Annotated in this window: 13 protein-coding genes; 3 read left to right on the forward strand and 10 right to left on the reverse strand. The window is 27.0% G+C overall.

Features of this window, described 5'->3' with window-relative positions; translation table 11 throughout:
* Positions 1-180 precede the first annotated feature (180 nt).
* Positions 181-342 carry a hypothetical protein gene (locus GCL60_RS02900; protein WP_153418361.1) on the forward strand — a complete coding sequence of 54 codons (162 nt, stop codon included), beginning with the start codon at positions 181-183 and terminating at the stop codon, positions 340-342.
* A 480-nt stretch (positions 343-822) separates the two neighbouring features.
* Here GCL60_RS02900 and GCL60_RS02905 read toward each other — a convergent pair whose 3' ends face one another.
* From GCL60_RS02905 to GCL60_RS02950, 10 genes are all read right to left on the reverse strand, one after another.
* Entirely contained in the window at positions 823-2,658 is a 1,836-nt protein-coding gene (locus GCL60_RS02905) for a Tn3 family transposase (RefSeq protein ID WP_153418362.1), read from the reverse strand.
* 57 nt (positions 2,659-2,715) lie between these two features.
* Complete coding sequence (locus GCL60_RS02910) at positions 2,716-3,819, reverse strand: DUF4158 domain-containing protein (RefSeq protein WP_153418363.1); 1,104 nt, start codon at positions 3,817-3,819, stop codon at positions 2,716-2,718.
* Positions 3,820-4,185: 366 nt separating this feature from the next.
* Positions 4,186-4,542: a hypothetical protein gene (locus GCL60_RS02915; protein WP_153418364.1), complete on the reverse strand. Its 357-nt coding sequence runs from the start codon at positions 4,540-4,542 to the stop codon at positions 4,186-4,188.
* 172 nt (positions 4,543-4,714) lie between these two features.
* Positions 4,715-5,458, reverse strand: coding sequence for a hypothetical protein (locus GCL60_RS02920; protein ID WP_153418365.1), 744 nt, complete (start codon positions 5,456-5,458; stop codon positions 4,715-4,717).
* A gap of 143 nt (positions 5,459-5,601) precedes the next feature.
* Positions 5,602-6,396, reverse strand: coding sequence for a hypothetical protein (locus GCL60_RS02925; RefSeq protein WP_153418366.1), 795 nt, complete (start codon positions 6,394-6,396; stop codon positions 5,602-5,604).
* Positions 6,397-6,516: 120 nt separating this feature from the next.
* Positions 6,517-6,684 carry a hypothetical protein gene (locus GCL60_RS02930; RefSeq protein WP_153418367.1) on the reverse strand — a complete coding sequence of 56 codons (168 nt, stop codon included), beginning with the start codon at positions 6,682-6,684 and terminating at the stop codon, positions 6,517-6,519.
* A 160-nt stretch (positions 6,685-6,844) separates the two neighbouring features.
* Entirely contained in the window at positions 6,845-7,924 is a 1,080-nt protein-coding gene (locus GCL60_RS02935; protein ID WP_153418368.1) for a hypothetical protein, read from the reverse strand.
* 17 nt (positions 7,925-7,941) lie between these two features.
* The gene (locus tag GCL60_RS02940; RefSeq protein WP_153418369.1) at positions 7,942-8,355 is read right to left on the reverse strand and encodes a helix-turn-helix domain-containing protein; all 414 of its coding nucleotides are present in this window, start codon (positions 8,353-8,355) and stop codon (positions 7,942-7,944) included.
* The gene (locus tag GCL60_RS02945) at positions 8,352-8,795 is read right to left on the reverse strand and encodes a DUF6932 family protein (RefSeq protein WP_153418370.1); all 444 of its coding nucleotides are present in this window, start codon (positions 8,793-8,795) and stop codon (positions 8,352-8,354) included. Before GCL60_RS02945 ends, GCL60_RS02940 begins: the two co-directional genes overlap by 4 nt.
* Before the next feature lie 1,521 nt (positions 8,796-10,316).
* Positions 10,317-11,027 (reverse strand): substrate-binding periplasmic protein, encoded by a 711-nt coding sequence (locus GCL60_RS02950; protein ID WP_161998053.1) that lies wholly within the window; start codon positions 11,025-11,027, stop codon positions 10,317-10,319.
* Between the two features lie 800 nt (positions 11,028-11,827).
* Here GCL60_RS02950 and GCL60_RS02955 point away from each other — a divergent pair.
* Together GCL60_RS02955 and GCL60_RS02960 are read left to right on the forward strand one after the other, a co-directional pair.
* A complete protein-coding gene (locus GCL60_RS02955; RefSeq protein WP_153418372.1) occupies positions 11,828-12,046 on the forward strand; it encodes a hypothetical protein in 219 nt (72 codons plus the stop codon).
* A gap of 255 nt (positions 12,047-12,301) precedes the next feature.
* Positions 12,302-13,942, forward strand: coding sequence for a DUF3472 domain-containing protein (locus GCL60_RS02960; protein WP_153418373.1), 1,641 nt, complete (start codon positions 12,302-12,304; stop codon positions 13,940-13,942).
* Positions 13,943-13,998: the final 56 nt, after the last annotated feature.

Below are 13,998 nucleotides of genomic sequence, written 5' to 3' on the forward strand. Positions count from 1 at the left end.
GCTGCAAAAGATTCTGAATTAGGTCGAATAATTTCGGAATAAGATAGATTATGAACTATGCAAATTTTTCGATTAATTCAAATTAAGAAAAATAATATGTTATGCCAAGCTACTAAAATTGCTTTATTAATTTTTTTTCATTAAATTAAAAAATCATTAAATCAACAAGGAGGATTTTTAATGAAAAAACTATTAACAGTATGCGCTTTAATATTCACTAGCTCTTCATTTGCAATGGACATAAGTCCACTACTTACTACTGAAGCAATTAGTCCAGCAGTTATTTCTTCAGATTATATATCTCATGAATATAATCCTATTAGTTCATTAATAAAAGGATAATTTTCAAGATAAGAAAATTTAATTTGCTGCCTATAAAAATAAACTTTATTGAGTTTATTTTTATAGGTTTTTACTTATATGAATTATCTTTATTGAAGTATTCTTTTTTCCATTTCTTTATTAATAACTTCTTTTAATTTTTCAAAACTTTCGATCGTCTGATATGACAAATAAATAACTCTTGTTCCATAAAAAAACTCGACTTTATTTTCAACTTCTTAAAACGAATTTCTATTATCTTTTCTAAGTTGAGATAATGATGGCTTCCATTTTCAACTGGAATTTTAATAAAATCATTCACAAAAAATCCTCCTATATTTCATTTAAGGATCATTTTTTTGTTTTCGATATTTTTCAATAATTCAAGGGTATTGAGGGGAATAGAGGTAGGCGGTAAGAATTCGTACAGAATCGGACCACTTTGAATTTTTAGCTCAATATTTAAGCATTATGTTTATACAAATACCCATTTTACATCATTCAAACTTTTAGTTCAAAGTCAATATCATCTAGTTTTCGATCCTGAATTTCATAAACTCCAAATCTGTTTACATGGCCAGTTCGATATGGATTAATTTTTGAAATAAGAGTTGTATTAACTTTGATACCTTCGGAAGTAAGCTCTTTAACTGATTTTGTTATTGCATATACATTATAAAATGTAAGAACAACGGCTATTAAATGGTTATATTTTATAACTCTCAATTGCTCTTCCCTGTCGTTCTTTGTAATCATATCTTCACCAAAATAAATCCATTTTACAAATTTATTAAAAGATTCACATTTGTTAGTTGAAGATTGAACTATTCTTCTAAGATCTTGATCGGATAAATAATTGAGAAGATAAGTTGTTCGAATAACTCTGCCTAATTCTCTAAAAGCATAATACAATTTATTTTTTCTAGAACTAGTGTTTAATCTTTTTAATATTGTTGATGGATTTATTTTTCCAGCCTTAATTGATTGAGCAACCCTGATCATATCATATAAATATTTTCCAATTAGATCCAAATCAATTTTTTCTTTTGTAAACAAGGAATCTATATGTTTAAAAATTTGTTTTGAAGATGGTTTGTAAAAATTTAAATCTTTCCAATTTTTTATTCTTGGCATTAATTTTATACCTAGAAGATACGATAAACCAAATCCTGTGAGCATTTGAGCGTGAGAATCCCCATGAATTGTATCAGGCTGGATATCTGATTTATTTTTTGAAAGTCCGTCTAAAATAAATATACCTTCTCTCATACCGCAAGATATGAAATGAGAAAATAATGCAATATAAGTATCACTAACATGATAATATCCAATTCCTCCAAACTGACCATATCTTATATGATATTCGGAAAGTAAATTATTATCATACATATCCCAATGAGTTCCATCAGCAGCAGCTCTTGAGCCATTTCTCCAAAGTTTAGGTAAATCAAATTTGTTATAAATATTTATAACACTTCTAATACAATTATCAATTTTATCAACGGAAGTATGCCTTAAATTCAAAAATGAAATTTTCCTTCTATTTACTTCAGGAACAGCTTTTGCTGTTTGAGTAGGACCAAGACCTGTACCATAAGCAAAAATCGTTAAAATATAACGCATTTCTTCATCTTTAATTTTTGCTGCATGTCCACTATTTGGCCCGAAGAACTTTGTTAAATTTAATAAATTATTTCCAGAAATTAATATATTTAATAATGACATAGAATGTTTTTGCATCTTTTTATCAAGCATGCTCTCTAATTCTTTTAGTTTTGCTTTATCTTTTTCAATAGGAATATATTTCTTTAATTTAGGTTCTTCATTTTGAATTTTAAAATCTGGATTTTCTTGAAAAGTTTCATCAGTAAAATTGGCTGATTTTTCTAAATTATTTTGAATATCTATAATAAATTGTTTCTTATCTGAGGAAATTCCTATTAATTTTCCATATTCATCTAGCGTTCTTAGTGACTCTTCTTCAGAAATAAGTTCTTTTCTATAATCAGAGAAATCAATGCTATTATTTATGCACAAATCTCCAGCTTGTAACTCAAGCATTATTTGATTACATAAGCAAGCTTCAAAATGTTTTCTATTTATTTTTTGAGGGAAACTATCTCTTTTCTTTTTTCCAGTTACTAACTTCCACCAATTTTCAGGTATCCATGAAAAATCAATTAGAATTGGGCCTGTTTTGCCTTTACGTTTATAAATTCTCCCTGGATATAACCATTCAGTTGTTGTATCCTTATGAAATAACATATATTCAATTGCATTTATAATTGAACTATCTTCGCTAGTAGATGATAAATTCAGTACAGTAAGTATTTTCAATAATCTTTTTCTACTTTGTTTATAATGATTCCACACAAATCTGTTAAAATTTTTAATTCAAGATTCTACTTGTGTTCTTGCATAATCAAATAATTCTTGATTAGTATTTACAATATTTTTAATTTCATTGATTTTGTCTAATTCTTGAATTCCTGATTTTACTTGATCCTCAATTTCATTAAATGTTTTAAATACTGATTCTGTTTTTTCTGATTTTTTATCAAGATAAATTTGAAGTTCAAAATTTGCTCGGACATTGAATTTTTTAATTCTTTTTATAAAAATATTGCATAAATAGTCATTAATTTTAGCTACTTTTGTATATAAATAACAAAGTATTAATGTAAGTCGTTTTTCTTCTTTAACTTTAAATAAGCTTCCAACATCATAACCATTAGCTTCTTCATAGAATGTCTGTATTTTTATAGGAGGCAAATGTTGAATTAAATAGTTATACCGTGACATGATTTGCAATAATTTTTGCCGCATCAGCATATCAGCCATGAGTTTAAAACTAGGTTTTTCTAAATCTTTTTTTAAATCATCCCACAATGAATGCTCTTGATTTTTTTCTAAGAACAAATTTCCTAAATAATATCTTCCAGGCTCATCAAGTTTTTCAAAAGTATCTTTATATATTTTATGATTAACTTTTGCTCTATGATATTTATAAATATCATGAATAGTTCTAAAAGCAGGAATTTCAAATCTCTCTTTAACGAGATACTCCAAGCTAATATTTATTAAATCTATAAGTTCGTGCTTAATTAATGCTATTTCTGGCAATATCCTTTCAAGTAAATCATTTCCACCATTACTAAATTGTTTTATACTTAAATATTCTCTTATGCATTTAACATGCCTTCTTTTTGTACCTGAATCTTGATATCCATGGATCAATTCATTAATTGTTCCCTTGAAATTTGATTTCTCAACAATAAATTTAATAACAAGTTCTGGAATTTCATTTAGCTGAATAAAATAACCAATATTTTGAAAGCATTTTAAAAGAAGAACCATACAGAGAAGTGGTTTTTCACCTGTTGAGTTATTTCTACAAAATTCTATTTCTTCCTCATTTGGAAAAAATAATTTTTGCAATTCATTTTCCGAATATGTTTTTTTAAATCTCGGGTATGCAGTGTCCTCAAAATTAAGCATGTATATTGTTACCTCAAAATACCTGACATAAACCTTGGTTTACGGCAGAAAATTTAAATAGATAGATAGCGTTCCCGCCCTATTTGACACAGTTACTTACCGCCTACCAATATATGAAATTAAATATATTAATTACTAGGCTTGTTAAGGTTGCAAAAGAAAATAAATTATTCATAAGTGAAGAAGAAATAGATTTAATAAGGGTAGATATACTTAATTATTTAATTGGTTTTGTGAAGAATAAAAAAATAACTTCGATTAGTTAGCTAGAAATATTATGCAAAAACAAAATGGGATCAGAACAAAAATCAAAAAATGTAATTAAAGGGGAAGATATATATAACAATATCTTTTTGTTTTAATTCATTATAAAATCCTTGATAACTTTTTTTCACACCCTTCTTGCTTTGCTTTAATGCTTAATTTTTCATAATAAGTGCTTACAAAATCCTTCTTTAACCCATGTACTAAATCAAAAATTCGATAAGAAATAGAAGTGTTTCTCTCATCTGCTTTTTTGAGTATGTTTTTTTCAAGTTGTTCACCTCTTTCTAAAAAAGCATCCATTTCTTCTTTATATATCTCGCAATCTTTTGGTTCCTTATAATTTAAAAAATTATAAGTTAATTTGTAATATTCAAATATAGCTTCTTTTTTAAATGTAGCTACATCTTTTTCTATTTGATTTACGGCATCATCTAGTTTTTGTTGATCATTAGCCAACTTTTTTTCATAGTCTTTTGTATCTGGTTTACAAGAAACTATTGATATAAATGCAAAGCTGGTAATTATAATATTTTTTAAGTTAATGTGCTTTTCCCTTTTATTTCTTCATTTTCATTTTAAACGACAAACTCAAAAAATCGACGTTAGAAGATTTTTAGGGGGGGGGATGTCAAGTGCAATATTTGTAATATGGATCTTCAGGATTTTCACAAGTAGTAAGAGTTGTTTTATTTTTACGTCTATATTCAATACCAGAAATAATTGTCTTTAAAAAATTCCCGTATTGAAATTTTGAGTTAATTAGGATCAAACTATAACCATTAGTTCGTTCATCATAAACAAAAGCATGTGCCATAAATTCACTTAAAAAGAATTCTGTATTATTTATTATAAATTCTTCTAAAAGTTGTTTAACAGCTGCATTTTGATCAGCGGTTAGAAATCTTCCATATTCTTCATAAAATTCTGGAGTAAATAATTTTTGATATTCTTTAATATTATTTTCCCGCACTGTCGGCTCATTAACCCAGCCAGAACCATCAGCATTTAAAGTCTGGCTTAAAATTTCATCTTTATTAATTGGAATATATCTATTCATTGCTGAATAAGCCATATTTTGCAAAATTGAAAATCTTCCATAACTAAGCTTAGGGTATTTTGCTTTGCTATAATTATACGTCCAGCTTTCCATTTCTTTTTTATTTTTTTCCCAAATTTCTCCCTTAACCTTTTTCTCTGCATTTTTTGCCGCAATATCCTCTAATCTCTTTTTCTCCTCAAAATACGCTTTTTGTTTAGCAATACTTTGCGCGTATGTTTCAGTTGCTCCCCCATCCTTCCCATCTCTACAACAAGCAATAGTTTCTAGAGCTGGAAACAAAGAAATAGATAAAGCTAATAATTTTAATTTCATATATGGCCTTTAAAAATAAGAATATGGAAAACAAATATTACAAAATATAAATTTATATGGTTTTCAAAATATATAGATAATTCATAAGTTAAGTAGTAATTGCATATTTAAGACTTGAGACACTCAAGAAACGCAATTAAAACTTATCTAGCCCAATTGCCGTGAGATTTGCCTTTTCCTGAAACGATTTTGCCACCGTTTCCAATTCGATTTGACATATTTCCTATTGTATCCCTACCTTCATGATATGTACGGGTATCTAATCGGCCACCTAACGTTGCATTATTTTTTACTGTTTGTTCAATGATGTTATAAATAGCTTTTGAAGCAGCGACTTGAAATTCTTGCACGGCTTTTATATCGGTAATTTGTGGTATTCCCATACGGCCATATTCAGTGGTTCTAGCTCCGTCTATCACCCCGCTTTTAAAGCCTTCAGGTGATTTGTCCCAGCTTTTTTGAACAAAATCTTTTGTGGCAGTACCACCATTTACAATAGAACGTCCCGCCTTATCAACTACTTTTGAAGTCAATTCTATTCCTTTTGTAATAATTTGACCCCAATTTCTTTTTTGTCTTGTATTAAAATAAATAAATTGATCATTTTTAAAAGCGTAATCTGCTTCTGCTTTATTCGTTGATAAGAAACATCTTCCGTTTGTTAAGCAAAGGATATAAGTAGACGCAACCGTACCATCAACAAAATAAATTAAGTTCTCTTGCAAAGCTGTTTGTGACGTTGGATGAATTACGGTGTCATAAGATTCTATTTTAGCAATAAGTGCATTTCCTTCATACATCTCAGCAACACAAAAATCAGCGGTACCGCAAGTCATTTCGGTCATGTAATAATTACTTCTAGGTGTTTCATTGTTATTATTTTGAGCAAAAGAAGGGGAGCATACCAAAAATGATGATAAAGTAATAAATTTATTCATAAAATTCCTTTTAAAATGAAAAAAAACCATAAAAAAACACGGTTTTAATTAAACTAACTATTTGTTTTAATAAGCAATTTTTAATATCATTAGAATAAAATTTAGTAAAGTAAATTGAATTTAAAAATTACATATAAAATAATAAATATTAAAAATAAGAATAAGTATAAACCAAATAAGTTTACTGTAACGATATTTTTGCCATTGAGTTTTGACTTCGTTCTCTTCTAAAAGCTGTATATTGCATTTTTCAACTTCACTCGGTTCTTTTAATTCCTTCATAACCATTTCTTTAGCCTCCTTGGCTTGACTGTTCAGAGTTGGGAAAAATATGTAATAAATTAAAAAAAATTAACAAATTTTTACAATAATGACATAAGCATAACAAGAAAGATGAGCAAACTAGAGCGGGAGACGGGATTCGTGTAAAAACGGCAATAGCATAATTTTAAGGCATTTTGAATGATATCAAACTTTTTATTTCTTCATTCAACCGAGTTTTTAAAATATCATTTTCTATAAAATAATGTTTAAAATCTTTAAAAACCTTTGTAGATAATTTATTTGTAGCATAAGGGTTATGGATTACTGATATATGTGAAATACTTTTTTTAAAACTTTTTTGCTCACTCATATTAATTCTAAGGTATTTTTGCACAGTTTTGAAAAAATAAGCGAACAATAATAATATATTTTTTGATTTTTCACTATAAGAGCATTTTGTAATTGGCATTATATTATTGTAAAATGAATCAAAAACGCTCTTGTTTGTATATAAAACTCCAGAAATAATATTATATTTATTAGAATTAAAATAATCAATATTTATAGGTGTACCATTTTTTTTGAATATTTGATCTTTTTTTTGATAGCAACGAGAAATGGGCTGATCTTGATCTTCAATTGGAATAGAATATGTAAGATCCCCAATTCCAAAGCATGCATTTACAATAAGTGGAAATCCATTTGCAAATTCTTTAGTTTGAATATCCTTATTAAGAGAACCTGTATTAATAGCTATCACTACAAGATCATTTTCTAAAATAATTCCTCTTTCTTTATATTTCGATATTTTTTCAGCCTTTGAATTAAATGATTCTGATATTCTTAACAGGTAATCTTCATCGGTTTGTGGAATATATACAGTTCCAATAGGTGAATCTTTAATTTTATTTTCATTATTTCCGCTTTGCGAAGCAACACATTCAATCCAAATATTTATATTATCATGCTTGATAAGTATATCAGGTCCTTCTTTGTTTGTTTTTTCAAAAATATAGCCAGTTTTATTTAGAACATAAAAAGTATAAATTTCCCATAATCTTGAATTGAATTTTCCATTTTTTCTAGATTCTTCAAGAAATTTCTTTTCATCTTCAGGGCAATATTTTATAAAATTCTGATATATATCATTAATCCAATTTCTAAAGTCTTCTCTATCAGGATGGAATCTATTAAAACAATATGCGCAATCCATTAAATCATTTTTTATTCCATCATCAAATTTTTCATCCCAAAAGTTTACCATTAAATATCCCGCTAATTTTATAACTTAACCATTCCAGAAATTTTTACATCAAGACATACTAATATTTTTAATAGAGTATCAGTTGTGGCATTGTGGTAATGATCAAGTTCATAACGAGCTATTTGCCTTGAATGTATATGGACTTTACGAGCAAAATCTTCAATTGTCATACCTTTTGCTATACGATATTTAATTGGAGCATTCATTAAATCTTCTAAGGAAAATATTTGTATTTCAGAAGATTTATTATTTTTTAATAATTCATATTCATTTATTTCAGATTCTATTTCAGAAATAAGTTCTTCGATTTGTCCAACTGTAGCAAGTTTTAATACTTCTGGTTTGTTCTTTTTTTGCTCAGTGATAATTGATTCTTTTAAAATTTTTACTTTTTCTTTTGCAGCTAAAAGTTGTTTTTGGCTAGTAATCATGGCTTATTCTCTCCTAAATTAACAACTAGGATACCCTTTGAATCACCTTCTCTATTAAGTTGAAAAAATCTTGGAAAAGGCAAACCAGAATCTCCTTCGGTAAAAGCAGCAGGAAAAAATTCCAGTCCATATTTGGCTTTCATTGGGAAGCGAGATTTCTGCAAAAAAACAGGATCTAAAATATCTAAATTAACTTTTTCATCATAACGCCAGCAGCCATCGATATCATTAGGTTCAAACTTTGAAGTAACAAAGCTTCCATCAATCCAGATTCTTTTAATACCCGCCAGCTTAAAGTTTTCAATGGCAGTTTTTAATCCTGAAATTAGAGCCTCTCTTCTTGGATTGCTTGTTCCAAATCGATTGTTTATTTGCTCAAGGGTTGCAATATGTTCGCCAGGTGGCAACTCACCGTTTTTATCAAATTCAGGAATACTCATCGGCTCTCCATAAGCTAATCATAGCACCTTTTTATAGTCATGACAAGTTTAGCATGATTATATTAAAATGTAAAGAAAACGACGGTTTCTGGCAGTGGAAAAATATTGAAATTGCTTCATGATAAATCAATGAAAAGTTTATGCCAAAACACATGCCAAAATCAATCTGACAGAATTTAATATTATTGATGAGTTTTGTCATAAAATGTTTATTAAAGTATCAAATTTTTTCAGTGGCCCATTTTTGTACGAATCCTTACCGCCTACCTAATAGAGAAAAATTGAAAATTACTTTTTGCAAATAAATCTGAAATCATAAAAATCAAACTATGACTAGGTTTTTTAGTAAATATATTTTTGATAATATTCAGAGATATTTTTTCTTCAATTTTTAAACAATCACATAAATATTTAGAAAAATTTTTCCTAATCTCATTATTTAAATTAAGATGATAACCGAATTCATCCCACCAGCCTTTGATTCTCAAATCCATACATCGCAAATAAAATTCCTTATTATATCTTACTTCAAAATATTTATGCTTAGGATGTCATTTCCCAAAGACGATGACACTAAATTAATTAATAATATAAATGATTGGAACATAGTCTCATCCTCATTGGAGTGAATGTTACTTGATGTTTTTATCTTTGGGAAAAATCAGTATTATTTTCTTTGGGTAACACACTAAAACTAAGCTTCTCCAGTCTTATCCTCTTTGGAAAATAGATCACATTTGCTATTTCCCCAATCAAAATTTCCTCCCTATGTTTTTTTAGAGCCTTTTTTTATTTGGATTTTCAAATTTTAATTTTATTCCCTATTTCACACACCATAATGCTAGTTATCATAACTGAAGAATTGCAATACTTTATTTTAGTAATTTTATTAAATTTAATTTACTAAAATTATACTAATATAAGTTAATTTATATTTAATATTAGTAAATTAAACTAAATAATTTAAAATTAAGCTTATTTTAGATATAGGAAGAATTTTTATAGAATTATTCTAATTTTAGAAAAAATATCTGAATTATTAAGGACGTTACAAAATTAATAACGGTAACAAAGAAATTTATTGAGGAATGGAAACAATTTTATTAAAATTTAAAAATCATCATCTGACCTTTACAGTTTGATAGGTAGACCTCTGTTCACATTTTTTTGGTTTATAATTAAATTTTGATACTTCTTCTTCAACTTTTAAAAAATTATTTTGATAATAATCAGTTCCAATATCTTGGTGCACGACCCGGATTCGTGTAAAAATCGCACTATCATAATTTATAAACATTCTAAATATTAATTACAAAAACTAATTGGGTAAGTAAAATCTCTTATTGATTTAATTAATCAATTTCAGAATCAGTTTTTGCTACCTTAAAAACTAAGATCATCCATAATCGTAATATCCAATCAAGAAAAGAAGCAAGATATTGAAGTGTTTTAAAATAAAATTCTCATCTACTCAAAACTTAATTTTAAGTCACCAGTTATTATATATTTTATTTTAAATAATTAATTTCTTTTTATTTTGCTTAATTCATTGTTAAAATATTTAACTAAATCATCATTTTTATATTTCATACTAAATGATAGATACAATTTTAATTTATCAAGAGACTTTTCAGTTAATGTAACATTTTTTTCTTCACCCAGTTTTTTTAAAATTTGTAGTCCTGTTGTTTTATTTTCTATAACAAGATCAACGCGATCGTAAATAAGTTTTTTAAAATTTCTTTCTGAACCAGAATCTCCAGTAATATCTACTTTTATAAAATTTTTAGCCTCAAGGAAATCTTTGGGATAACTATATCCTCTCATGATAGCTATAGTTTTTCCTGTAAAGCTATTTAAATTTTCATATTTAAAAGGTTTGTTTTTTTTATAAAATATAGCAAAATCTATTGTTGATAATTCGCGTGAAGAAAAAATCATAAATTTTTCTCTTTCAGGATTCTTTATCACATCTAAAATGCCATCTTTTTCATTTTTTTTAAGCATATCTAAAACTCTCAACCAAGGCAGAAAATCTAATTTAAAATCAATCCCAAGTGATTTAAATATCTTTTTACACAAAAAATAGTCTATTCCTTTAGGATTATTATCTTTGTCTTGATAGACATAAGGAATCCAAGCTTCTGTAGCTGCATAAAATTCTTTACCAAAACAATAATTAGTGAAAATAATAGTTATAAAAATATTTACCTTTAAAAATAATTTAATCATAATAAACTCCAATTTGCTCTGAATCCCTTGATGGTAAAGTATCAACATAAAATGGGTTTTAAAATCTAAGTTTTTATTTACTAAAAACTTAGATTTTAAAAGTTTATATTTACAAATTAAAGAAATCTATCAATTTCAGAAACGAATATTTATTTTAATTTAAAGTACACCCTATATTGACAAAAAAATCAATTATTTATATTGTCAATATAGGGTCGGTCATATTTTGAATTAGTTGATCCATTCTAGTTAAGGTTTTAGTGGTTTTATTGACATTGAGGTAATCAAAATGGCTGGTCTGCATATTGGATACATCCGTGTAAGCTCTTTAGAACAAAATACAGAACGATAAATACCACTTCTTACATGCCCTTAATTTGCTAATTTATAAAAGTAATCTAAAGCTTTTTCAGTTTCCCTTGGGTAACAAACTCATGTAAAATACATAATCCCAACTTTATATTGAGAATCACAATCTCCTTTAGTAATGCATACTATGGACTAAATTTTGTCTGGGAACAGCATTTTACTGAAAATTTTTATATCCTTCATTTAAACCTTTTAAAACGAATAATTTAAATACAAGTAAAAAGAATATTAGCTCTTATCAAATAAGCGCAATTTTAAAACCGATCGATTTTCTTAGCTTTTCATTATTTGTTAGCAGACGAAATTTTCTTTACATTTACACATCTGCAAATTCATCATCGATAAACTATGACATAAATATTGATTCAACTCCTCAATATGGTCTTGGATTTAAATCTACTTCTAACTATGAATAATGGAGTTCTTTTAATATGTTTGGAATTTTCAATTACACCTACTATTTTCAACAATCAACAAGCAATTACTTTGTTTCACTTTTTCATCTATATCTTTATGGTTTAACATTCGAAAAAAACTTTGAAAATATTGGATTTAGTTTGGAGGTTGATTACTCTATTGCAAAACAAAGCACAACTCAAAAACAACAGAGTCTAGATATCCTAATTGGATTGTTAATTTATTTAAAATAACCTATTAATAAATATTGATATAACGCCAATAATATATTTAAATAAAAATTATCTTCATTTTATAGATTAACATACAATACTTATTATATAAAATCATACTTTTATTTATTTTGTATTTATTATGTAATATTACAAAAATTATATAATAAATAATTAATTATTTCGTAATAATTATTAGTTTATTCTTTTTTATCGAAGGTGAAATATTTTTTGATTTTATTAAAATGTATTATAATTTTATAAGGATAGATTTTTATGAAAAATGTAATATTTTTATTTTGTATTATTTTAAACATTTTTTTAATAGATTTAAAATCTTACTCTGTTGGAATAGGCTACGGTGGTGGAGACTTTTCTGATATGCTATCTGCAGATATGAATATAACCGAAGATTCCCCTTATTATTATTACAATATGGCTCAGTGGGGTATAGCGAATACGACGTTTCAAGGAAGTGCGGGAACGGGTTATTTTGGTTTTCAGAATAACGGGAATGGACTTCATTCTTTACTTATGTCTGTGTGGTCTACATCCTGTCCAGACTCTTCTTGTAAAGGCAAAACAGATATAATAAATATGATTTATCCAACAAATCCTGAAGATGTGGCTTATATTCAAAATAACGGTATCTATAAACACCGAGATTGCAGCGTTGCAGAGGGAGGATGTTTTGCACAAGTTTTAAATTATTATCAAAATTGGAGTAAGAATAATTGGTATAATATGACTTTCCGCATATGGCAAGGCTTGGATAAAGATAAAGATAAATTTTTTTATGGGCTATGGGTTTATGACTATAATAGTAAAACATGGAAACATCATACAACTATTAGTGTTTTAGCAGGTGAAAGCAATGCCAAAAATGTTACAATGAGTCCATATGCAGGTTTTATTGAAGATTATGGCGGAACTGGTGCAAAAGCTGGTTATTTAATTCGAAATAGAATGACTAGAGAAAAGTCCACATTGAATTGGAATCCTCAAAAAGTTTTACATGATTCTGAGCAAGCAACTAGACTTTATTCTTGTGGTGTGCGTAATGACGGATCTCAATATTATCTTTTTGTAACATATAATTATATAAATGAAAATTCTCATTGTCATAACGATCTCATAACACCAAATATAACAAGACCTAATTTTATTTATGCAAAAAGCGTCACAGGAAAAGGTACTTATAATGGAAATTCTAATAAACTAAGTATAAATTGGAATTTATTAAATTCAAATACTCCACAGTTTTCATATAAAGTTAAAGTCTACGATTCAAATAAAAACATTGTTGCTAGTGAATCTGTAATTTCATCTGAAAAAAATTCAACAATTTTAAATTTAAATAAATTTGACAATTCAAACAAAGTAACTATTCAAATTACAGATATTTATGATCAAAAATCAGACGAGAGTGAAATTAAAATTGATGGATTTTCACCACAACCAGATCCACAACCTGAAGCTGAATGTAATTCTAATGATTTAGTAATTAATGCAAATGTAGATGATGATTTTGCTTATACTGATTTTAAATCATCTGATGTTTCATCTTGCGGCCTTGCATTTGAACCTAAAATTGGACTAGATTTGTCTCATTATACTAACTTTATTGTTATGAGAGATCCAATCAAAAGAGATAGCAGTAGTTTCTTTTATCCGGGAGTTCCAAATTATGTTTATTATAATTATGCTTCCGTTTCAGCAATTTCTAATGACGGAACAAAGGCGGCAATTTTGCCATTCGCTTTTTCAAATAGTTCTAAAAATGCAATTTTTGTTTATTCTAAAAGAATTAATGAAAATTTAGTCTTAAAATCAAAGACTAGTATTTATAAATTTCCATTTACAACTTATATCAATAATCAAAAGAAAATTGAAACAATTTGTTTAAAACTAAAATAACTATCTTAATTTTACGATAATTATTTAATCAACCTAAATAAAGTCCAAATCAAACA

Source organism: Silvanigrella paludirubra, from assembly GCF_009208775.1.
Lineage (GTDB): Bacteria > Bdellovibrionota_B > Oligoflexia > Silvanigrellales > Silvanigrellaceae > Silvanigrella > Silvanigrella paludirubra.

What these genes read in the sequence shown, in the direction of transcription:
- GCL60_RS02920 (WP_153418365.1), bottom strand. Translation starts at nt 5,458, where the DNA reads ATGAAATTAAAATTATTAGCTTTATCTATTTCTTTGTTTCCAGCTCTA.
- GCL60_RS02910 (WP_153418363.1), bottom strand. Translation starts at nt 3,819, where the DNA reads ATGCTTAATTTTGAGGACACTGCATACCCGAGATTTAAAAAAACATAT.
- GCL60_RS02925 (WP_153418366.1), bottom strand. Translation starts at nt 6,396, where the DNA reads ATGAATAAATTTATTACTTTATCATCATTTTTGGTATGCTCCCCTTCT.
- GCL60_RS02900 (WP_153418361.1), top strand. Translation starts at nt 181, where the DNA reads ATGAAAAAACTATTAACAGTATGCGCTTTAATATTCACTAGCTCTTCA.
- GCL60_RS02930 (WP_153418367.1), bottom strand. Translation starts at nt 6,684, where the DNA reads ATGGTTATGAAGGAATTAAAAGAACCGAGTGAAGTTGAAAAATGCAAT.
- GCL60_RS02935 (WP_153418368.1), bottom strand. Translation starts at nt 7,924, where the DNA reads ATGGTAAACTTTTGGGATGAAAAATTTGATGATGGAATAAAAAATGAT.
- GCL60_RS02945 (WP_153418370.1), bottom strand. Translation starts at nt 8,795, where the DNA reads ATGAGTATTCCTGAATTTGATAAAAACGGTGAGTTGCCACCTGGCGAA.
- GCL60_RS02950 (WP_161998053.1), bottom strand. Translation starts at nt 11,027, where the DNA reads ATGATTAAATTATTTTTAAAGGTAAATATTTTTATAACTATTATTTTC.
- GCL60_RS02960 (WP_153418373.1), top strand. Translation starts at nt 12,302, where the DNA reads ATGAAAAATGTAATATTTTTATTTTGTATTATTTTAAACATTTTTTTA.
- GCL60_RS02955 (WP_153418372.1), top strand. Translation starts at nt 11,828, where the DNA reads ATGTTTGGAATTTTCAATTACACCTACTATTTTCAACAATCAACAAGC.
- GCL60_RS02940 (WP_153418369.1), bottom strand. Translation starts at nt 8,355, where the DNA reads ATGATTACTAGCCAAAAACAACTTTTAGCTGCAAAAGAAAAAGTAAAA.